General features: G+C 39.5%; 19 protein-coding genes, 2 tRNA genes and 1 riboswitch. Of the genes, 10 read left to right on the top strand and 11 right to left on the bottom strand.

Annotated elements, in window-relative coordinates:
* Window positions 1-3: 3 nt before the first annotated feature.
* The 6 genes from FXV77_RS17690 to FXV77_RS17665 all read left to right on the top strand — a co-directional run bounded on the left by FXV77_RS17690 (window position 4) and on the right by FXV77_RS17665 (window position 5973).
* Window positions 4-76, top strand: a tRNA-Phe gene (locus FXV77_RS17690).
* Between the two features lie 39 nt (window positions 77-115).
* Window positions 116-229: riboswitch (SAM riboswitch) on the top strand.
* 238 nt (window positions 230-467) lie between these two features.
* Window positions 468-1775: an O-acetylhomoserine aminocarboxypropyltransferase/cysteine synthase family protein gene (locus FXV77_RS17685; protein WP_148920572.1), complete on the top strand. Its 1308-nt coding sequence runs from the start codon at window positions 468-470 to the stop codon at window positions 1773-1775.
* Window positions 1776-1839: 64 nt separating this feature from the next.
* Window positions 1840-3021: a homoserine dehydrogenase gene (locus tag FXV77_RS17680; RefSeq protein WP_148920571.1), complete on the top strand. Its 1182-nt coding sequence runs from the start codon at window positions 1840-1842 to the stop codon at window positions 3019-3021.
* Window positions 3022-3197: 176 nt separating this feature from the next.
* Window positions 3198-3271: transfer RNA gene (locus FXV77_RS17675), tRNA-Pro, on the top strand.
* Between the two features lie 128 nt (window positions 3272-3399).
* The gene (locus FXV77_RS17670) at window positions 3400-4035 is read left to right on the top strand and encodes a 3'-5' exonuclease (RefSeq protein ID WP_148920570.1); all 636 of its coding nucleotides are present in this window, start codon (window positions 3400-3402) and stop codon (window positions 4033-4035) included.
* Window positions 4036-4065: 30 nt separating this feature from the next.
* Complete coding sequence (locus FXV77_RS17665; protein ID WP_148920569.1) at window positions 4066-5973, top strand: DUF294 nucleotidyltransferase-like domain-containing protein; 1908 nt, start codon at window positions 4066-4068, stop codon at window positions 5971-5973.
* Window positions 5974-6189: 216 nt separating this feature from the next.
* On the opposite strand, the gene FXV77_RS17660 is transcribed toward FXV77_RS17665, so the two are convergent.
* Both FXV77_RS17660 and rocD read right to left on the bottom strand, forming a co-directional pair.
* Window positions 6190-6867 (bottom strand): YceI family protein, encoded by a 678-nt coding sequence (locus tag FXV77_RS17660; protein WP_148920568.1) that lies wholly within the window; start codon window positions 6865-6867, stop codon window positions 6190-6192.
* Between the two features lie 128 nt (window positions 6868-6995).
* Window positions 6996-8243, bottom strand: coding sequence for an ornithine--oxo-acid transaminase (gene rocD, locus FXV77_RS17655; RefSeq protein ID WP_148920567.1), 1248 nt, complete (start codon window positions 8241-8243; stop codon window positions 6996-6998).
* Window positions 8244-8471: 228 nt separating this feature from the next.
* Between rocD and FXV77_RS17650 the strand changes: the two genes are divergently transcribed.
* A complete protein-coding gene (locus tag FXV77_RS17650; RefSeq protein ID WP_148920566.1) occupies window positions 8472-8924 on the top strand; it encodes a nuclear transport factor 2 family protein in 453 nt (150 codons plus the stop codon).
* Here the strand turns inward: FXV77_RS17650 and FXV77_RS17645 are convergent.
* Both FXV77_RS17645 and FXV77_RS17640 read right to left on the bottom strand, forming a co-directional pair.
* The gene (locus FXV77_RS17645; protein ID WP_148920565.1) at window positions 8914-9891 is read right to left on the bottom strand and encodes a Gfo/Idh/MocA family protein; all 978 of its coding nucleotides are present in this window, start codon (window positions 9889-9891) and stop codon (window positions 8914-8916) included. The genes FXV77_RS17650 and FXV77_RS17645 overlap by 11 nt on opposite strands.
* An 18-nt stretch (window positions 9892-9909) precedes the next feature.
* The gene (locus FXV77_RS17640; protein ID WP_148920564.1) at window positions 9910-10329 is read right to left on the bottom strand and encodes a hypothetical protein; all 420 of its coding nucleotides are present in this window, start codon (window positions 10327-10329) and stop codon (window positions 9910-9912) included.
* Window positions 10330-10435: 106 nt separating this feature from the next.
* On the opposite strand from FXV77_RS17640, the gene FXV77_RS17635 reads away from it, so the two are divergent.
* Window positions 10436-11677, top strand: a complete 1242-nt coding sequence (locus FXV77_RS17635; RefSeq protein WP_148920563.1) for a tyrosine-type recombinase/integrase — start codon at window positions 10436-10438, stop codon at window positions 11675-11677.
* A gap of 14 nt (window positions 11678-11691) precedes the next feature.
* On the opposite strand, the gene FXV77_RS17630 is transcribed toward FXV77_RS17635, so the two are convergent.
* The 7 genes from FXV77_RS17630 to fbaA form a co-directional block, all read right to left on the bottom strand.
* The gene (locus FXV77_RS17630) at window positions 11692-12660 is read right to left on the bottom strand and encodes an NAD(P)H-quinone oxidoreductase (RefSeq protein ID WP_317132164.1); all 969 of its coding nucleotides are present in this window, start codon (window positions 12658-12660) and stop codon (window positions 11692-11694) included.
* A 2-nt stretch (window positions 12661-12662) separates the two neighbouring features.
* Window positions 12663-15425, bottom strand: coding sequence for a TonB-dependent receptor (locus FXV77_RS17625; RefSeq protein ID WP_246162511.1), 2763 nt, complete (start codon window positions 15423-15425; stop codon window positions 12663-12665).
* A 155-nt stretch (window positions 15426-15580) separates the two neighbouring features.
* Window positions 15581-16108, bottom strand: coding sequence for a ferritin (locus FXV77_RS17620; protein WP_148920562.1), 528 nt, complete (start codon window positions 16106-16108; stop codon window positions 15581-15583).
* A gap of 178 nt (window positions 16109-16286) precedes the next feature.
* The gene (locus FXV77_RS17615) at window positions 16287-16649 is read right to left on the bottom strand and encodes a hypothetical protein (protein ID WP_148920561.1); all 363 of its coding nucleotides are present in this window, start codon (window positions 16647-16649) and stop codon (window positions 16287-16289) included.
* A 123-nt stretch (window positions 16650-16772) separates the two neighbouring features.
* A complete protein-coding gene (gene hpf / locus FXV77_RS17610; RefSeq protein ID WP_148920560.1) occupies window positions 16773-17117 on the bottom strand; it encodes a ribosome hibernation-promoting factor, HPF/YfiA family in 345 nt (114 codons plus the stop codon).
* Window positions 17118-17134: 17 nt separating this feature from the next.
* Window positions 17135-18019, bottom strand: a complete 885-nt coding sequence (locus FXV77_RS17605) for a tyrosine-type recombinase/integrase (RefSeq protein ID WP_317132163.1) — start codon at window positions 18017-18019, stop codon at window positions 17135-17137.
* 114 nt (window positions 18020-18133) lie between these two features.
* Window positions 18134-19213, bottom strand: coding sequence for a class II fructose-bisphosphate aldolase (gene fbaA, locus FXV77_RS17600; RefSeq protein WP_148920559.1), 1080 nt, complete (start codon window positions 19211-19213; stop codon window positions 18134-18136).
* 170 nt (window positions 19214-19383) lie between these two features.
* Here fbaA and FXV77_RS17595 point away from each other — a divergent pair, with 170 nt between their 5' ends.
* Together FXV77_RS17595 and FXV77_RS17590 are read left to right on the top strand one after the other, a co-directional pair.
* Window positions 19384-19734 (top strand): ArsC family reductase, encoded by a 351-nt coding sequence (locus tag FXV77_RS17595; RefSeq protein WP_148920558.1) that lies wholly within the window; start codon window positions 19384-19386, stop codon window positions 19732-19734.
* Window positions 19735-19738: 4 nt separating this feature from the next.
* Complete coding sequence (locus FXV77_RS17590; RefSeq protein ID WP_187444176.1) at window positions 19739-21688, top strand: M1 family metallopeptidase; 1950 nt, start codon at window positions 19739-19741, stop codon at window positions 21686-21688.

Genomic DNA, 21688 nt, shown 5'->3' with positions numbered 1-21688 from the left:
AAAGGTGCCATAGCTCAGTTGGTAGAGCAAAGGACTGAAAATCCTTGTGTCGCTGGTTCGAATCCAGCTGGCACCACAAAAAATCCAATCAACACCTCGCATCGTGTTAGGTCTTGGTTTATAAAGAAGTGGCGAGAGACTGGCTCAATGACCCACTGGCAACCAGCAAGAAAAATTGAAAAGGTGCCAATTCCTGTCCGGAACAATATCGTTTTGGAACATATAAATAAATAGACAATGGGAACATTTAAACTAAACATTTCTGATAACACACTATTCCGCTTAGCAACATCCGTTTGTTGTTGTACTCGCATGTCTATGCGAATGCGCTAGTCGTTCTTGGTGATGTCGGTTTTGGTACATTCCTCCCCTACGCTTTACATTACCAAATTACGAACGACCAGCTTTCAAAAGAATGGAATGTATATTTAATTCACTATATTTAATACATTAAAGTATTATAAACGATGTCAACAAATAAAAACCTAAAATTCGAAACGTTACAGGTCCACGCTGGACAGGAAGTAGACCCAACCACAGGATCCAGGGCATTACCTATTTATCAAACGACCTCTTATGTGTTTGAAAATGCGGAGCACGGCGCGAATCTTTTTGCATTGAAGCAATTCGGGAATATTTATACCCGCATCATGAACCCCACCACGGATGCTTTTGAAAAACGCATCGCAGCTCTGGAAGGCGGCGTTGCTGCCTTGGCAGTTGCTTCTGGACAAGCTGCACAATTTATCGCCTTAACGAATATCATCGAAAGCGGTGAAAATTTCGTTGCTGGAGCAAATTTATACGGCGGTACGTATAACCAATTTAAGGTATCATTTAAACGACTAGGTATCGAGGCGCGTTTTGCGGCTGAAAGTGACGCCGACAATATGGAAAAGCTTATAGACGAGAAAACAAAAGCCCTCTATGTCGAAACTATAGGAAACCCAAGTTATAATATTCCTGATTTCGACAAAATAGCCGCATTAGCACGGAAATATGATTTACCGTTTATTGTCGATAATACATTTGGAGCAGGAGGATATTTATTCAAACCGCTAGAACACGGTGCCAACGTGGTCGTGGAATCGGCTACCAAATGGATTGGTGGTCACGGTACCAGTATCGGTGGAGTCATCGTCGATGGCGGTAATTATAATTGGGGAAATGGTAAATTCAAGCAGTTCTCCGAACCATCCGACGGTTATCACGGATTAGTCTTCTCTGACGTTTTTGGTCCAGACGGTCCTTTTGGCAACATTCAGTTTGCTATCCGTGCACGCGTAGAGGGATTGCGTGATTTTGGTCCGGCACTATCTCCTTTCAACTCATTCTTGTTGGTACAAGGAGTGGAAACACTTTCTTTACGCGTACAGCGCCACGTAGACAACGCTTTAGAAATTGCACAATGGCTAGAGGCACATCCTCAAGTGGAAAAAGTAAGCTATCCTGGTTTAAAGAGCCATCCTTATCACCAGAACGCACAGAAATATCTGAAAAATGGTTATGGATCAGTACTGTCTTTCAGGCTTAAAGGCGGAGCAGAAAAAGCAAATGAATTCATTGATTCATTGAATTTGATTAGCCACCTTGCTAATGTGGGTGATGCCAAAACACTTATCATACATCCTGCTGCAACTACGCATCAACAGCTTCCCGAAGAAGCACAAAGAAGTGCAGGCGTATTCCCCGGACAATTACGCATTTCTGTAGGTATCGAGCATGTGGATGATATCAAAGATGATTTGCAACAAGCATTTGATAAGATCAAATAGCCAGCGGTTAAGGACGGATAATACGTGATAGAGTTAAAAAACAAATAACATTTAAATAACAACAATGAGTGAAAGATTAATCATAGGCATGTTTGGATTTGGTGTGGTTGGACAGGGCTTATATGATATTATAAAAACAAAAAAATTAAATTTAGAGATCAAGAAGTTCGTTATTAAAAATGCGGACAAGAGGAGAACATTACCGGCAAACCTATTCACCACAGATGCTGACGCTATTTTGGGAGATGAGGAGATAAATACCGTTGTTGAACTTATCGATGATGCCGATGCAGCCTTCGAAATCACCAAGCGCGCATTAAAATCTGGCAAAAATGTGGTCTCTGCCAATAAGAAAATGATTGCTTCTCACTTGGAAGAACTTACGCTTATTCAACAGGAATATGGAACCTCGTTATTATACGAAGGAGCAGTATGTGGAAGTATTCCGATTATACGTAATCTCGAGGAATACTACGATAACGAGCTGCTACACTCTGTGAGCGGGATCTTTAACGGTTCCTCCAATTATATTCTATCAAAGATTTTCAACGAGAACCAAAGCTATGATGTGGCACTTAAGCAAGCACAGGATTTGGGGTTTGCCGAAACAGATCCAACATTGGATGTGGGCGGATTCGACCCTAAATATAAACTAGCTATCGTGGCCTCCCACGCATACGGGATTTATGTAAACCCCGATGATATTCTCAATATCGGTATTGATAAATTGGGCAGCCAGGATATCCGTTTTGCGAAAGAAAAAGGGTTTAAAATCAAACTCTTGCCTTTCGCAAAAGAAATTAACAACAACCAAGTAGTCTTGTATGTACTGCCAAGGTTCGTTACGCCAGACAATATCTTGTTCAATGTAGAAAACGAAAATAACGGTGTCTTAGTAAAAGCGGCTTTTGCGGACGAACAGTTTTTCTATGGAAAAGGTGCTGGTGGGCATCCTACTGGCTCTGCTGTACTTTCAGATATTACGGCATTACGTTATGGTTACCGCTATGAGTATAAAAAGCATCTTGACGCCTCCCAAATCCAGTACAGCACGGACTATAAATTAAAGGTATATTTCCGTTATGCAGAAGACGAAACCTTGAATCTAATACAATTTGATTCGATAGTAGAACGTTTCTATGGACAGGAATTCAAATATGTCGTTGGTGAAATTAACCTACAGGAAATCATTGCAAAAAAGGATATTATCAACCAAAACGGAAATTTTATTGCAGAGGCTCTTTAAAAGGCTTTTGTAATAAATTTCCACTCATCGACTTACTTAACGGAAAGTCGATGTTTTTTTTAAAAGCGCCTATAAAGTAGCTTTTGACGGCTGAGAAGAGCGAAATAATTTTTTATATGCAGATGCAATTCATATTGCATATAAAAATAAATTTATTTAGGTTTGCCTTTGAATTACGGGATGTAGCGTAGCCCGGTATCGCGCCAGCATGGGGTGCTGGAGGTCGTCGGTTCAAATCCGGCCATCCCGACAGATATAGAAGCTTTCCATTAAGATGGAAAGCTTTTGTTGCTTAATATCCAAACAGTCCTTATCTTAGGACTTAGCGATTAAATCATATCAAGTTGTTTTATTTATTTCGAATAAATTATCACGTTTTTGAAAAACCATTTACTATTTATCGATACAGAAACCTCCGGTATTCCTCAGCGTTGGAATCGTCCCTATTCGGATGAAAAAAACTGGCCACACGTCATTCAGGTCGCTTGGATCGTTTATGAAGCCAACGGAACTGAAGTCAAACGCACAAGCAAATACATTTATGAAGATGATATAGACATAACATCCTCATCTTACAATGTACACGGCATCACGAGCACATTTCTGAAACAACATGGAGATAAAAGAAAAGAAGTATTACGTAAGTTAGCGCACGACATACAAAAATATAAGCCGCTCATTATTGGTCATTTTGTCGAGTTAGACGTGCAGGTGCTAAGCGCTGATTATTACAGAGCGAATCTCAAGAATCCATTCATTAGTCAATCGTTTTTTTGTACTATGTTGGATAGCGAAAAATACACTGCCAACCCTTCGATAACATATCTCCGGCTGCCGCAACTTCACGAATACCTATTTAATAACTCATTAACGGAGATTCACGAGGCAGAACAGGACGCTAACGCAACGGCTAAGTGTTTTTTCGAGCTGTGGAGTCGCCGTGAAATAACAGGGCTGGATATAGAACGACAACAAAAATTGTTTTCACAAAAACTTAACTTTTTAGATAAATAAAATGTCTAATATTGTGTTAAAAAGCAAATTATGCTAGATTTGATTGAAATTTTAAAAAACACAAAACCCTTTGATCTCCTCCCGGAGAGCTTACTTCGAGGAATTTCCGAATCGTTGATACAGACTTCTTATACACGGGATACGCTCGCTTATAGACAGGAGGTAACCGAGGTAAAAGGGGTCGATATTATCGTCAATGGAGAATATGAAACTTTTTTTTTCGACTCTTCCGAAAACAAACGTTCAATTGAGATACATCATCCTCTATATTGTTTTGGCGGTATCTCCATTCTCCTCAACAGAACGAAAGCATTAAAATCTGTCATAGCGAAAAAAGGCACCATTGTATACAATTTACCACGTAAGGAGTTTCTTGAATTATGCCATGCTTACGATGATTTTTTTCAATATTATACTACGGACTTTGGCAAGAAGATGTTGGACGAAGAGTTTTCACATTTTGTCAAAACGCCAGCTTCTTTTGAAGAGAGCTATATTGCGGCTGAACAGCTTTATTCCCGAAAAATAGACGGGATAGCTTATAAAGACATTGTTTCTTGTGCTGCGGATACACCAATCTACAAAGCTGCGAAGCACATGGCAGACAATCGCGTAAGCTGTCTTTTCATTCAAAACGAAAATCAAAACATCATAGGCTATGCGACTGATATGACGCTTCGGGACAATGTTATCGCTAAGCGTATAGATGTCCATGTGCCAATTGCTGAGGTCATGGATAATCCCATCGTATCGATATCTCATCAAGCCTACCTCTATGAAGCGGTACTCATGATGTTCAGCACGAAGACTCGCTACCTCTTAGTCGAAAAAGATGGCCGATATGTAGGGTTCTTAAGTAGGAATCGTATATTAAGTGAACAAGGACAATCACCGTTGGTCTTCATCCAGTCCGTGAAATTGGCGGAAACGGTCGAAGAGCTACGTCAAAAGTGGAACTATGTACCGGAAATCATCAAACAATTGTTAGGTAGAGGGATTAATGCAGAGATTACTAATCAGGTCATTACGACGATCGCAGACACAATTGCCATTAAAGTTATCGAACGGATAATTCGCGAGATGGGAGAACCTCCGGCTAAGTTTGTCTTTATGGTTACAGGAAGCGAGGGAAGAAAAGAGCAGACTTTGAAAACCGATCAAGACAATGCCATTATCTACGAAGATAAAGCCAACGAACAACGGGAAATGGTTCGAAAATATTTTCTAACGTTTGCAAAAAAGGTATCACATCACTTAAACGAAATAGGTTTTAGTTACTGCGAAGGAGGATACATGGCCAGCAATCCTGAATGGACACATTCTTTATCCCATTGGAAACGTAATTATAAAAAATGGATTGAGGAAAGTGTACCTGAAAACGCAATCAAATTCTCGACATTTTTTGACTGTCGTTTCTTATATGGTGAAAAAAATATTATTGAAGAACTCAAACAATTTCTAGAGCAAGAACTCCAAAAACCAAACGATCGTTTTTTTGCTTTCACAGCAAAAAATGCCTTGCAATATGAGCCTCCCCTCACTTTCTTCAAGAATATTAAAACAGAAACCATCGACAAAGCCGAAGTTTTCAATATTAAGAATGCCATGACCCCTATTGTGGATCTGGTTAGGGTATATGCGCTTCAAAAAAGAATATATCAAGAGAATACCGGAGAAAGGCTAAAAAAATTAATGGAATTAGGTGTTTTTACGCCTCAACAATATCATGAACTCTATCAGTCCTATTATTATTTAATGGCTCTAAGGTTAGAAAACCAAGCCAATCAGATACTCGTAGCGAAGTCAGAACCCAACAACTATATTCGTATCAATACGTTAACTAAAATTGAAAAGGCCACCTTAAAAGAAATATTTAAGACAATTGGCAATTTTCAAATGGGAATAAAAATGAGATTTACCAATAATATATTAGGATAAGGTATAAAAATGTTACAAAATATAGGACAACAAATTAGAAAGAAAGCTTGACTTAGTGTAATAAATACACTATATTTGTACTTTCATAATTTAGGTTTATAATTGGTTAGTTAAGGGCTTTCATTCTCCCCGTTTGAAAGCCCTTTTTTCGTTTTAGAAAAAACGAAAATGCCCCCTGTATATAGGAGGCATTTCTAGAATATTATACTATATTTATTACTGTTTAGTAGCTTCAAAATTAACACCGACTTCGATATCTCTGCTTATGCCCCACTCTGCTGGATCCAATTCCGAAGTACCAAATTTAATTCCCCAATCGACACGGTTTACGGTAAATTTAGCTTCTACTGCTACTTTTTCGTCTTGAACATCGATTTTAGCAGGGAAAGAAATATTCAGCGTGCTGTCGAGTAAGGTAAGATTCCCACTAACGAGTTTATTTGCTCCCACTACTCCATCTTTCACAGTAGATAAATCTAAATCAGCAACCTGTGTAATATGGAAGGTTGCTGTTCCATGTTTCTCTACGTTAAAAAAGTCCTCGTTTTTCAAATGATTTTGCAAATCACTGGCTTTTTTATCTGCTTCCGTTACTGACGCTGCATCAACTTGTAGTGATTTCATGTCAATGGTAAAATCACCAGCATTAACATTTCCATCGGTAACTGATAATTCACCGGAACTTATCGAAAGCGTACCCCAACGCGGAGCAAGGCCACCTTTGTGCGTAGCTCTCCAATTCACTTCGGAAGCTTCCACATCAGCAACATATACATCTCCTTCTTTCTCCGCTACTTCTTGCTTTTCGGATACTTGCGTCTTGGAAGAGTTTCCTCCACAAGAAGCGAACAGAATGGCTGTACCCACCACCATTGATAAAAAAATCTTTCTCATAAATGTCTTATTATCTTAAATAAATTGCTACTAAAAATAGCCAACTTTTCTGATGTTCACAACATTCATGCCTTCTTAGAATAAAAAAAGACATACACATTACTTTAAATTAACATACACGTACCACTTTACCGGTGTTCATCCAACACTGCCAATGATTTTTGAATGATACCGATGGCCTCTTCTAATTCTTCTTTAGAGATAACTAAGGGAGGTGCAAAACGTATTTTGTCGCCATGTGTAGGTTTTGCTAACAAGCCATTTTTCAGCAGTTCCAAGCACAAAATATCGGCGGCGTTATCCTTTGGATGATCAATGACAATTGCATTAAGGAGTCCTTTTCCCCTTACCTGCTTAATCGCCGGATGTACTAACTTATTTAACGCTGAGCGAAAATAGGCCCCAAGCGCTGCGGCACGATCCGTAAGGCTCTCGTCTTTCAGCACTTTCAGTGAAGCGATAGCAACAGCACAAGCTAACGGATTACCTCCGTACGTCGAACCATGTTCTCCGGGCGCTATTGTCAACATAATCTCATCGTCTGCAAGCACCGCAGAAATTGGCATAATGCCTCCACTTAAAGCTTTCCCCAAAATAAGAATATCCGGTCGGACATTTTCATGATCACATGCCAATAGTTTTCCTGTTCTCGACAAGCCCGTTTGAATCTCATCTCCTATAAATAGTACACGGCGTTCTTTACAGAGTGTTTTGGCGGCTGCCAAATAACCATCGTCCGGAACATATACGCCTGCTTCTCCCTGAATAGGCTCAACCAAAAAACCCACAACGTTTTCATCTGCGAGCGCATCACGAAGTGCATTCAGATCGTTGTAGGGAATCGTGATGTATCCGGGCATAAAAGGTCCAAATCCAACTCTTGCTGTAGGATCGGTACTAAAGGAGATAACGTTAATAGTTCGACCATGAAAATTTCCTTCTACCGTAATAATCTTAGCTCGACCATCCGGCACACCTTTTACAGTATAACCCCATTTGCGAGCTAATTTTAATGCTGTTTCCACAGCTTCTACTCCTGTATTCATCGGCAATACTTTATCATAACCAAAATACTGCGTAATATATCGGCTGTATTCCGCCATCTTATCACTATGAAAAGCTCTCGACGTTAATGTTAGTTGTTTCGCCTGCTCTATCAAGGCGTCGATGATCTTTGGATGGCAATGTCCTTGGTTGACCGCAGAATAACCCGACAGAAAATCGTAATAACGCGTGCCCTCCACATCCCAAACGAATGGTCCCAGTCCCTTGCTCAGCACAACAGGTAGTGGATGATAATTGTGGGCACCATATTGTTCTTCTGTTTGAATGTAACCTCCTGTTTTTTCAGGTATTTGATAGTTATTAGTTTCCATGTTGCTAATAATAATATTTATTAATTTGGATGTCGCGATGCATCTCTTGATGATCTCTTATAAAAGTTTTTCTTCGATAACTAGACTTACACGTATAGACAATATAATGATTTTTAGCCTAAGTCCAAAAAACACATCGAGCTGTTATGAATGTTCGAAAAATAATATTCTTTGGAATATCGAATCAGAGTCATTAAATTCGATCATCAAAATAAAACAATCGAACATATGATATTATATAATAATGTATCCTTGGTCATGCTAACTATCGTTATGACAGCCGTTTTTTCCAAAACATCCGCTCAAGAAAAAAGTTCCCAGCAAGAAGAGGTGGAGATTGCTACAAAAGCACTTACAGAAGCCATGTTAAAGCCGGCTGCACCGGTATTAAATAAACTAACGTCAGACAAACTTAGCTATGGACATTCCAGTGGTACGATGGAAACAAAAGAACAGTTTGTACGTACACTCGTTTCCGGAGCGTCGGTTTTTGAAGAAATACAAATCTCTGAACAAACGGTGGATGTGCAGGATAACACGGCTATTGTCCGCCACATATTAAATGCCAAAACGAACGATCCAGGAAAAGGTCCCGCCAATATTCGTTTAGGTATCATGTTGACGTGGGTGAAATCGAATGGTGATTGGCAGCTTCTTGCCCGGCAAGCATTTAAGTTGTGAGAACCTTTTCCACTACTGCTGTTGTTCGTATGGCGCTCTCGCCGGTTGATGGGCAATATCCCTCACCACGTAATTCCTGTACAATAGTTTCTATTAAGGCCTGTTGAATATGTTTCGGCTTTTCGAAATCAAAAAATTGAGTACCCGATGATGTTATCCAAGCTACGGGTGAGAAATCAAAGGTACTAAAGCGTATCTCTCCCGTTGTTCCAGTAATAATAATCTGGTCTTCTTCCGCCTCTTTGACACTTGAAAATGTCCATGTTCCTGTTGCCAATACACCGTTGTCGTGCTGCCAACTTGCACAAACACTGTCCGATACGTCATAATTTCCGGCAAGATTGGTTGCGTAGCCTTTTATGTCCGCTATTGGACCTATAATATAATCCAATATATCAAGCGTATGGGGCGCCATATCAACAAAATATCCCTCACCCCCTATTTCTTTTTTTATGCGCCAAGTATGCGTATCAGGATCTAAATCGGAAAGGTAAGGCGCACGTATCAATCGAACAGATACTGTCAGTATTTTTCCAATTTTCCCCTTGTCGATCCATTGTTTGACTTGTGTAAAATAGGGTAACGCCCGACGATAAAATGCTACAAATAGCGGAACTTCTTTTTGCTTTGCCACATCGTAAATCTCCTTAGCCTCTACAAGCGACATCGCCATTGGCTTTTCGACGTATACGGGCTTCCCAGCTTGTATCACCTGTAACGCATATTCTTTATGTGTACTTGGAGGTGTAGCAATGTAAACAATGTCAATATCCGGATCAGCCAATAACGCTGCTACATCTTGATATACTTTGGGTATGCCATGCCGCAGCGCATAGTCAGCAGCTTTCTCTCTAGTACGGGAAGTGACAGCTAATAACGAAGAATACGGTGTTTTGTAAAAAGCCGGACCACTCTTCACTTCCGTGACATCACCAACGCCAATCATACCCCATTTTATAGTTTCCATACCTAAATATAAGAAATACTACCTAGTTTCTTTATCTTTTAATTGCATCTTTAGTTCCAGAGAGCTTACTTTTTCCATGAGAAAGTTTCGATATTTTATCAATTGCCCGTTCATTTCTTCAAGCTCGCGAACTTTATCTTGTAAGTTGATTACTTTTTTCAATAGTGCATTCTCCCGCAGTACATCGTTATGGTATAAATCCGAATGCGTATCACGCAACAAAGGGGTTTCCACAGGCATGTCAAAAAGAGTTTTAGATCGCTGGCTGGAGGAAGCCGACTCTGATGCTTTTAGGAGTGGCATCGTTTTTTTCACCCAAGCCAACATCGTTCGTTTATCCTTAACGTTATATTTATCCATAGCCTCCTCTAAAAGCAACTCTCCCGAAATAATCGCTTTTACAGCTTCTGTTTGTGTTTCTTTTTTTGACTTTTTCATCTAAATAATGAATAGGTTATATCGTCCATTATATATGTAGTCTCGGTAGGACTACATTTTTTACCTAACTTCGCGACACTACGTGTAAAAAACAATCCACATCCTTATGAAAACATTTGATATAAGATTCTCTGTGGAGAGAAATACAATCTACCTACAATTACATCTACCAAAGGATATCTATACCTTTGATACTCCTTATCAAATCACAGAGAACGAATGGAATTATGCCGAGCAACGTCCGAAAAACCTCTACACAAAAAATGCGAAGACAATCTACGAGGAGTTAAATAGAATTAAAATTACAGTAGCCAATTGGTTAAGAAGCGGGAAAGCGGGCCATACCAACGTTCAACAAGGTGTACAAGCTTGCTTATTAGAGGCATATAAACAAAAATCCACTGCAAAAGGGAACGATCTTATCTATCAAATCAATGAGTACATCGAGAGTCGGAAGCATATCATCGAGCCTAATACATTAAAACGATATTATGTATTCTTGCGTCTCATCCAACGATTTGAAGGATACGCTCTGAAACATTTTAAGATAAAGGAAGTCAACGCTGCCTTTGTAAAACAGTTTTTCCTGTTTGGCGCTGAGGAAAACTATTCGCCAAGTACACTTTATCGTACTATTTCTTTCATCCAAACAGTGCTCAATTTCCTGGAAAAGAGAGGCGTAAGAACCTTCGCATACGAATTAGAATTGCCAAAAATAAAAAAGAAGACACCGTTTGTTACGCTCACGGAAGAAGAATTAAACAGTATAAAACAAACCGCTATTCCTTCTGAATTGCAACATGCTAGAGATTGGCTTTTGATCAGTTGTTATACAGGCCAACGTATATCCGATTTTATGAATTTTCGAGCGGATATGTTGCACATCATTAAAGGCAAAAATTGCCTGGCATTTCAGCAGCAGAAAACAGGAAAGGATATTTTACTGCCTCTCCATCCCGAAGTGCTCCATATTATGGAAAAATATCCAAACAAATTTCCGCCAAAAATATCAGAACAACTATACAACAGACAAATAAAAGAGATCGTCAAATTAGCAGATATACACACAATAGTCTACTATAATAAGCGATCCGGTCATCGTAGCAAACCACTCCAAATACCAAAATGGCAAGCCATATCCAGCCATATAGGTAGACGCAGTTTTGCCTCTAATTTTTATGGCAAGATACCAACGCCGTTATTAATGGAAGCTACAGGGCATGGTTCAGAAGGTATGTTTCATCATTATATTAACCAAATGGATATACAAAGGACAATAACGCTGGGAAAGTATTTTGAACACGCCTATGAACGCTCGCCTATTAAAGAAAAAGTGGACGAAAAATAACGTCCGCTTTTCTTTCAAACTATAAGTGCAAGCTTTCCCAAAAAAGCGCTATCCTCCATCAATTCATGGGCTTTCGCCACATCTTCCAAAGGAAATACTTTAAACAATTGAGGCTGAAATGATTTTCCAATAAGTGGCCAAACGTGTTGGTGTATATCCCGCGTCAGTGATATTTTAAAAGAAAGATCGCGGGCACGCAACGTACTTCCCGTTAGGAGAATACGTTTTTGCATTAATTTTAGAATATCAAGCTCCACTCGATGTCCTTTCATCGCGTTGATATAGATCAACCGACCGTCCGTATTCAATAAGTCGAGGTTTTTCTGGAAATAATCCCCCCCGATACTATCTAGCACCACATCCACCTTTTCTTCACCTAAAGCTTCTCTAAAGTCACTTTTTCGGTAATTAACGACGCTATCAGCGCCCAACTGCCGACAATAGGCTTCTTTTTCCTCGTTGCTAACGGTCGTCAATACCCTTGCGCCAAAGACTTTCGCCAGCTGTATAGCCGTACTGCCAATTCCGCCCGCGCCACCATGAATCAAAATGCACTCCCCTTGCTGCAGTGCGCCACGCCGAAACACATTATCCCAAACCGTATATACGGTTTCCGGCAAGATCGCAGCTTCTTCAAAACTGATTCCTTCGGGGATGGGAAGACACATATCCTGATGAGCGGCTATGTATTCCGCATACCCACCTCCGGCTATAAGACAACATACCCTATCTCCTACTTTCCATTTCGTTATTGCCGTACCCACTTGTGCAATAATCCCTGCCACTTCAAGTCCCGGAATATCTTCAACCACACCTTGCGGAGCAGGGTAATTTCCTTTCCGTTGAAAAATATCCGGACGGTTTATTCCGGCTGCTTTGACCTGTATCAATACTTCATATGCCGCTATATCTGGCATAGCACGTTGTTGAATCTCCAAAACATCTGGACCACCTGCTTTCGTGATGATAATAGCCTTCATCATATTTATCTTTTTTTCGGATACTTCTGCAAACGCATGTTTAATGTGACCATAAAGTAACGTCCAAGCCGATTATTTCGCGCTTCATACACATCATTACCTATGTATTCACTATATGTACCCATATTTTTATTCTGATCTAACAAATCAAATCCCTGGAGACGCAACAACGCTCTCTTATTATGCAGAAACGAAAATTCCAGGTAAGCATTAATGATCGTAGGATTAATATTCATAAAACTACTGGCATAGCCTGAATTGAATCGTTGTGACATTTCTGCACCCAACGTTACGTATTCTCCTATATAACCTTTTGTAGCGGCACTTGCCAGCAAACTATGCCCCGTAATTTCCGTACGAAGGGGCCAAGTATAGCTTGCATTATTTAAAAGATAATTAGCACTAAACATGGATTCAAAATAATCGCTCCATGTATAACGTAATTGAGCAGACTGAGAATATATAAATTGTTTGGTTTTATTCCGTTGATCGTTCACATACGATAAGTTATTGTAATAATCTGCATTTCCACTAATATCCAATTGCACATCCTCATTGAATAATGGGGTATTGAAGAGATAATACCATTTAATATCATAATAGCCGTCCGTATTTTTAAATGTGGTTTCCTGTATAGTGGAACCGGAGAATGCTGTCTTATCGGATACAATCTTGTTAGCCACATAGTTGTAAGCAAAATTCGTTTCAAAATATTGCCCTCTAGAGGTTACGAATTTCCGCAATGTCGTGCTGATCCTGTTCGAAAATTCTGCTTTCAGTTCAGGATTTCCAATGATAATATTTTGTGAGTTACTGTTATCACGTACGGGAATGATATGCAACAGGTTAGGTTGATTATTTTTACCCACGTAATCAACACTCCAATCCGCTTCTTCATTCAATCGCCATTTAAAACCCGCTGTAGGCACCAGGTTCACATTTTCATACGTATACTGCATGTCTTCCCTCGGCAGAAAACCTGTCAACTTCACAGGTTGCACAGCAAATCCAATATTTGCTTTAAAGGCTTTATTCGGCGTGTATTGATAGTTTAGCCCCATACGGCTATTTCTAAAGCGGTAATTATAATTCACACCCAAAGAATCTACATAGAAGAAGTAACCAAGTTCCTCTGTTTTAAGTTTATCTTCTACAATTCGCTGCGTGGTCATATCCGTTAGTTCATAGTTGTAGAGAAACTCCAAGGTACTATATTCTGAAAACGGTTCAACGAAAGAAACCGAAGCCCTAACACCGTCTGTTCCGTTACGTTGCTGAATAAAATATCGTTGCTCGAATAGACTATATATCGGGTCGACCGGTGTGGAATCCACAGATATATATTCATCCAATACATCTTCCAGTTTGCGTTGGCTGTTAAAGTTAAAGGAAACACTTCCCAATAATTTTCTACCTGGTTTTTGGAATGCTTTAGCATACAGCATGTCAAGATCCAAATTAGGGTTCGTTTGATAGGAAGAATCTTGGTATTCTCCCCGGTTTGTTATTTTGTTATTGTTAATCCGTCTTTCCCTCTTATTCCAAAAATACACCTTGTTATAGGAAAATACCGGTTTTACTTCTAAAATATCGTGATTCTTGAAGCGATGTTTAAGCTCCGCCGTGAGTCGATGAAAATTATCATCATTGATAGTACGGTAGTCTTCTGCATTGGAAATCGAATTCTGGTCAAATCGATCATAGTACGATTTCAGAATGGAATTTCCCTCGGTAATATTTTTCTTCTTCGTGAAACTATAGCTAGCATTGAACTGGGTATTTTCAGCGAGATTGTCTGAAAAGCTAAGCCCTAATGATTTTATATTATTGAGACCATCTGTTGGGTCTACAAAATCATTAACATCAAAAAGTGATTTTTCCCTTTCTCCCATCCCAGTCGGCGAACCAAAAGAAAATAAGCTCGTATTGGTATTGTTTATGGAGCCTATCAGCGAAAATTCCTGCCCGTCATCAAAACGATTAAGACCTGCACTACCGATATAGCGCTCACTCGTCCCCATCCCTGCGGTTAATTGGCCAAAAGAAATACGCTTACGGTCATCCTTGAGAACAATATTAAGAATTTTATCGGGGTCCTCTGTCGTAAAGCTCCTATCCGTTGTATGGTTATCACGATGGTTTAATATCTGTATGCTCTTGATAAAATCTGCAGGCAAATTGCGTGTAGCTGTCAGTACATCGCCTCCAAAGAATTTTCTACCGTCCACCTGTACATATGAAATAGGTTTTCCTTGCGCATATACCGTACCATCACGAGAAACTTGGATACCTGGTAACTGCTTCAAAGCTTCCTCTAAAAGTGAATTTGTACGAAAGGTAAACGCATCCATGTTATATTGAATAGTGTCATTGGCATAAACTACCGGAATAGTTTTTACAACATATACACCCTCTATCAACGAGCTCTGCGGCCTAAGCACCACATTTGGCATAACAATAAAGCTGGATAAATTTTGTGATGACAAAGTCCTGTTGACAATCTGATGCCCCAACATGCTATAGGAAATCCGGATATCCGACCCCTTAACATCCTTTATGCGATAATATCCAGCATTTGAGCTAATTACCGTAACTGTATCTTGTGTACTCGTCAGCCGTATCGTAACACCCTTTAATCTTGCTCCAATAGTATCGACAACAAATCCCTGAATCTGCCGTGGTTCTGTTTGGGCTTTCGCTCCAACAGAACCCAATCCAACAGAAAAGAGCGTTGCAATCAGAAATATAAGATACCGACGATGTCCCACAAAAAGCTAATGTTTACGCATTTGCGTCAATATAATAAAAAAAATGAAATTCAATAAAAGTTTATATAATAACGCTGTATTACGTCTTTTCCGTATAAAAGGAAAGCGGGTCATTCCTTTTCGAAACGACCCGCTTGCGTAGCTTTTTTCTGAAATTATTCGCCGTCAAATGTTACTTTAACTAAATGTTTATCAATTTCCCAGCGACCTGTACCCTCTTCGCCAATCACATCAAACAATTCTAAAATACGACGGGCTATATATTCTTCTTCCACTTGTTCTTCTAAAAACCATTGGACAAAATTGAATGTGACATAGTCTTTCGCTTTCATACATTTGTCCGCGATATTATTAAACTGTTCTGTGACGTGCATTTCTTGTTCCAATGTTTGTTCAAAGACGCCGCGGAAAGATTCAAAATCAACAGGAATGTTGGTAATCTCGGGAGAAATAGCACGCCCGCCACGATTATTGATGTAGTTAAACAGTTTCAACATATGTTCGCGTTCTTCATCCGCTTGTTTTGCAAAAAACGTCGCTGAATTGTCAAACCCTTGATCATCACACCAAGAAGACATCGCTAAGTAAAGTGCCGATGCATGCGCTTCAACTTTCACCTGTGCATTTAATATATTTTCTATTTCTTCTGACAACGAAGACTTTAGTTTCAATAAATCTTTCATGTTTATTTTGCTTTAAATAATCTTAATACTCTACTTACTATAACAATGTATCCCTCACATTGTTTATGCAAAGATAAATCAAGAAAGCTCAAAAAGGATAAAGAAAGTGCAATACAAATTAAGTCTAAATTACATCTCAACCCACCTAACTTGTTTAGAATCAGTACAATTAAAAAGGTTAAATGGCAAGAACAGCATCTTTACGAAGAATTTTCTTCACTTCGCTATTCAGCTCTATCATAAACTTCGCTCCGGTTAAAATTTCCCTTAAGTTTAGAATATCCTGAACGGAAAGAATAAAGCATCTGTCTGTACGGTGAGGCATGATGATCTCGAAATCAGCAGCACGTGAAGTGTCGGCCAACATCCGAGCGATATCCAAGGCGTCTATACGTTTCTTTAACAGAAAAAAATCAGAAATTTTAAATGCCGTAGTTGTTTGTTGAAACTCTAGCCAATAGCAGTTTTTTCGACTACATTGGTATACAGCTCCGTGGGTTGTTTTAAATACTTCTTCTACTTGTGCTAATGGACAAATCATCTTTCTTTTGAATTCGCTGAGCAAATATATATCTTATTCAGATTCAATCCAAATAAATTCCATAGAAAGTATATAAAAAAAGCTGATCTTTCGATCAGCTTTTCCCTTTTCCCATTCGTTTTCTTAAAATTCTTCTTCGGGATTACTTAATAACTCTTTGTGATTACTTACTGCTGTCCTGGTCTTTGTCTTATGTTTATTGATCTGTCGTCGTAGCGATTCTACAGCAAGATCAGTTGCTTCTTCGAAACTTTTCGCCTGTGCCTTGGCAAATAATTGGTTACCAGGTACGTTCATCTTCAATTCCACCACTTTGTTGGCTTCATCGTCTACATTTTCCAAACGAAGATAACATACACTTTCGATGATGTTGTCCAAAAACTGTTCTAATTTAGCTGTTTTCTTCTTGATAAAATCCACTAACTTTTGATCAGCATCAAACTTGATAGATTGCACAGTAATGTTCATTTTTCCTCCTTTTTTGTTTAAGCCTTTGGATGGGCTTGTTTATAAATAGATTTTAATCTTTCCACAGAGTTGTGCGTGTAAACTTGCGTTGCCGCTAAACCAGCGTGTCCTAGTAATTCCTTTATTGCATTCAAATCCGCTCCATTATTCAAGAGCGTGGTGGCAAAGGTGTGTCGCAACACATGTGGGCTTCTTTTCTGCTGAGAAGTAATCCGTCCCAAGTACCGCTGTACTGTCCGATAAATCAATGAGGGATAAGCCTGCTTTCCTTCTTTGGTAACGATTAAATAGGGCGATTTGTTTTTAAAATCTTGTACATATTTCAACATTAAATAGCGTCTAATTTCTTCCAACAGTGTTTGGTGCACAGGCACTAACCTTTCTTTACCTCGTTTTCCAAATATGAGTATCCTTTTGTTATAGGTATCGATATCGCGCTCTTGAATCGCAAGCAATTCCGAAAGCCGTATCCCTGTTCCAAACAATAGCTCTAAAATAACAAAGTCGCGTGCCTCTTCAAAACTTTCTGGATCCGTACCACCGGTATCTAATAAGTCCACCATTTTTTCCTGCTGGACCACTACAGGCAATTTCTTGGGCGTTTTGAGTGCATGGACCAACTGCATAGGGCTTGAAGTCACAAAGCCTTCTCTGACTAAAAATTTATAAAAAGAACGCAAGGACGATATAGAGCGATTAATACTCGACGCCTGTCTACCGTTCTCTTTCATTACTGCCAAGTAATGTCGGATAACTCGATAGTCTACTTCTTCAAAAGCAATTGTTTCGGTTGATAGAAAATTCAGGAAACGATCTATCTCCAACGCATAGGCCGAAATGGTATGAGCAGAATAACGTTTCTCAAACTCCAAAAAACTCAAAAACCGTTGCTTATTCATCATCTATATCGTTCTTCTATAAATATAGCAAAAAGAGTGATACAAAAAAAATAAAAAAAAATTAGCCCACGGTTTTAGACCGTGAGCTAAATTGTAGCGTAAATCGACGGTGAATCCTTACAATTTCGTATTCACGTCGATAGCATTTAACTCGTTAAAGGCTTGTTTTAAACGTTCTACAAACGCATCCTCGCCTTTACGTAACCACACGCGTGGATCGTAATATTTTTTGTTTGGAGAATCCGCACCTTCCGGGTTGCCAATTTGCGCTTGCAAATAGTCTCGGTTTTTTGCTTCATAAGCACGAACACCATCCCAGAATGCCCATTGCATATCGGTATCGATGTTCATTTTAATAGCACCATACGAAATAGCTTCGGTAATCTCCTCCGGTGAAGATCCTGAACCTCCATGGAAAACAAAATTTACCGGTTTCTCTGCGGACAGATTAAATTTCTCACGGATATATTCCTGTGAGTTATGCAAAATAACCGGTTGTAATTTCACATTACCTGGTTTATATACACCGTGCACGTTTCCAAATGCAGCGGCTACTGTAAATTTATCAGAAACTTTGGATAGCTCTTCGTAGGCATAAGCTACCTCTTCCGGCTGCGTATACAATTTCGAGCTATCTACATCTGTATTATCGACACCGTCTTCCTCTCCGCCCGTTACACCCAGTTCAATTTCGACCGTCATGCCAAGCGGCTTCATGCGCTCCAAATATTTTCTGGAAATCTCAATATTTTCTTCGATTGGCTCTTCTGACAGATCTAGCATGTGGGAAGAGAACAATGGTTTACCATGTTGTGCAAAGAATTTTTCGCCCGCATCCAAAAGACCGTCAATCCATGGCAATAACTTTTTCGCCGCGTGGTCTGTATGTAATATAACCGCCACTCCATAATGCTCTGCTAACAGATGAACATGCTGAGCAGCCGAAACTGCACCCAAAATACAGGCTTGCAATCCATCATTGTTCAATGATTTTCCTGCGTAGAACTGTGCTCCACCATTGGATAATTGAATAATGACAGGTGAGTTTACCGCTTTTGCTGTCTCCATAACGGCATTGATAGAATTTGTTCCGATCACGTTTACCGCTGGTAAAGCAAATTTATGTTTTTTAGCAATCTCAAAAAGCTCTTGTACTTGATCGCCAGTTAAAACACCCTTAAAATCTTTTAGGCTCATATTTTTTCTATTATTTGTGTTATTAGAAACTAAAGGTATGGAGTTTTTTTATACCACACAACAGTTAGTGTAAAAAATACACTATATAAATTATATAATTCCATTAGAATACCGCTATTTTTAATAATATTAATATCTTTATCTCAACATAAAAATAAAGAAAACAAATCATGGCGCTACAGGTATACGGCATTAAGAATTGCAGTACGGTAAAAAAAGCCTTGACATGGCTTGACGAAAACAAAATCGCTTACACTTTTCATGATTACAAAAAAGAACCAGCCGCGCTGGAGCAATTGGAAGCATGGGAAAAAGAAATTTCCTGGGAAACCTTAGTAAATAAAAAAGGTACAACCTGGCGGAAACTCAGTCCGGAAGAACAAGCTACGGTTATTGATGCCCATTCTGCTAATCAAGTTCTTTTAAAAAACAATAGCATGATTAAGAGACCGTTAATAAAATCACCTAAAGGTATTATATTAGGTTTCGATGAAGAGGAATATAGAGCAAAACTTAAATAGTACTATGATTAAAAAAAATATTTGTACAGCACTTTCCGCTATACTGCTAGCCACGGGTCTGGTAAGTGCACAAACAAACAGTGTATACAATTATACAGAAGCTTTTCATCCCATTTTTTATACACAAAACGGTTCTCCTTATCGTTCCGCCAGCGGGAAACCGGGACATGCCTACTGGCAAAACCGAGCAGACTATACTATCAAAGTATCCCTAGACGAACAAACCAACCAAGTTTCGGGACATTTAACCATCAACTATACGAACAACAGTCCTGACGATTTACAGTATATTTGGTTTCAACTGGACCAAAATCTCTTCCACGAAGATTCACGAGGACAAGCTACCATTCCACTGCAGGATAGTCGCTACGGCTCTGCAGCATCCAATTTCAACGGTGGTTTTCAATTAACGAATCTCCGTTTTTCAGACGGTTCAACAGCATCTTACGAAGTCATTGATACACGAATGCGATTGGAATTACCTAAAGTGCTAAAAGCTGGTGGTCATTCCGTTAACTTAGAAATAGAATTTTCCTATACTGTTCCGGAATACGGCGCTGACCGGACAGGCATATTGGACACTAAAAATGGAAAGATATATACCATCGCGCAATGGTACCCCCGAGTATGTGTCTACGACGATATTTTAGGCTGGAATACAGAACCTTATACTGGACCAGGTGAATTCTATCTTGAATTTGGTGATTATCGCGTAGAAATCGATGCTCCTGCCGACCACATCGTCGTAGCGGGAGGTGAGCTTCTTAATCCCACCGAAGTATGGACTTCCGAACAACTTTCTCGATATAAACAAGCATCTGAAAGCGAAAAAACGGTTTTGATTCGATCGGCAGAAGAGGTAACTAACGCTGCTTCACGCCCAAATAAAAAACGGCTGACATGGAAATATAAATTGGATAATGCCCATGACTTCGCCTGGGCTTCTTCCAAAGCTTTTATTATTGACGGTGCAAAAATAAACAACCCTAGTGGAAAAAGTGCATTGGCGCTGTCTGCCTATCCTGCTGAAAGCAATGGAGGCAATGCTTGGGAGCGTTCAACAGAATATACGAAAGCATCTGTCGAGCACTATAGTAAAAAGTGGCTTGAATATCCGTATCCTGTAGCCGTCAACGTAGCCTCTAATGTAGGAGGCATGGAATACCCCGGCATCTCTTTCTGTGGTTATACAGCAAAAGCGGGAAACTTATGGGGTGTGACTGACCATGAGTTTGGTCATAACTGGTTCCCGATGATTGTTGGGAGCAACGAGCGTCTGCACGCTTGGATGGATGAAGGCTTCAATACGTTTATTAACGAATTATCTACCGAAGAATTTAATAAGGGAGAATACCATAAAAAATTTGGGAACCGTAATAGTATGGCCCATGCGTTTTCCAGACCTGATCTAGAACCTATTATGTCTTCTCCTCAGAATATGAAAGAAAAAAACATTGGTATCCTCGCCTATTACAAACCCGCGTACGGTATACGGTTATTACGTGATGAGGTGATCGGTGCTGAGCGTTTTGACAAGGCTTTTCGCAAGTATATTGAATATTGGGCATATAGACATCCTACTCCAGATGATTTTTTCCGTACGATTGAAAATGAAACAGGTGAAAATTTAGCTTGGTTTTGGCGTGGATGGTTTAAAAACAACTGGGCATTAGACCAAGCTGTCCGATCGGTAGAATATGAAGGTTTAGATCCTAAAAATGGTGCCATCATCACCATCGACAACCTACAAAAATTGCCGATGCCCGTCATTATCGAAGCGACGACCGAGTCCGGAGAAAAAATAAGAAAAAAAATACCCGTAGAAGTATGGCAACGTAATACATCTTGGCGTTTTAAGCTCAAGTCTACGGAAAAGCTAACGAAAGTGGTTATTGACCCGGACAACGTCTATCCGGATATAGATCCGAATAATAACGTTTGGCCAAGAAATTAG

It is taken from the genome of Sphingobacterium phlebotomi, from assembly GCF_008180195.1.
Lineage (GTDB): Bacteria > Bacteroidota > Bacteroidia > Sphingobacteriales > Sphingobacteriaceae > Sphingobacterium > Sphingobacterium phlebotomi.
This window is presented reverse-complemented; position numbering and strand designations above follow the sequence as displayed.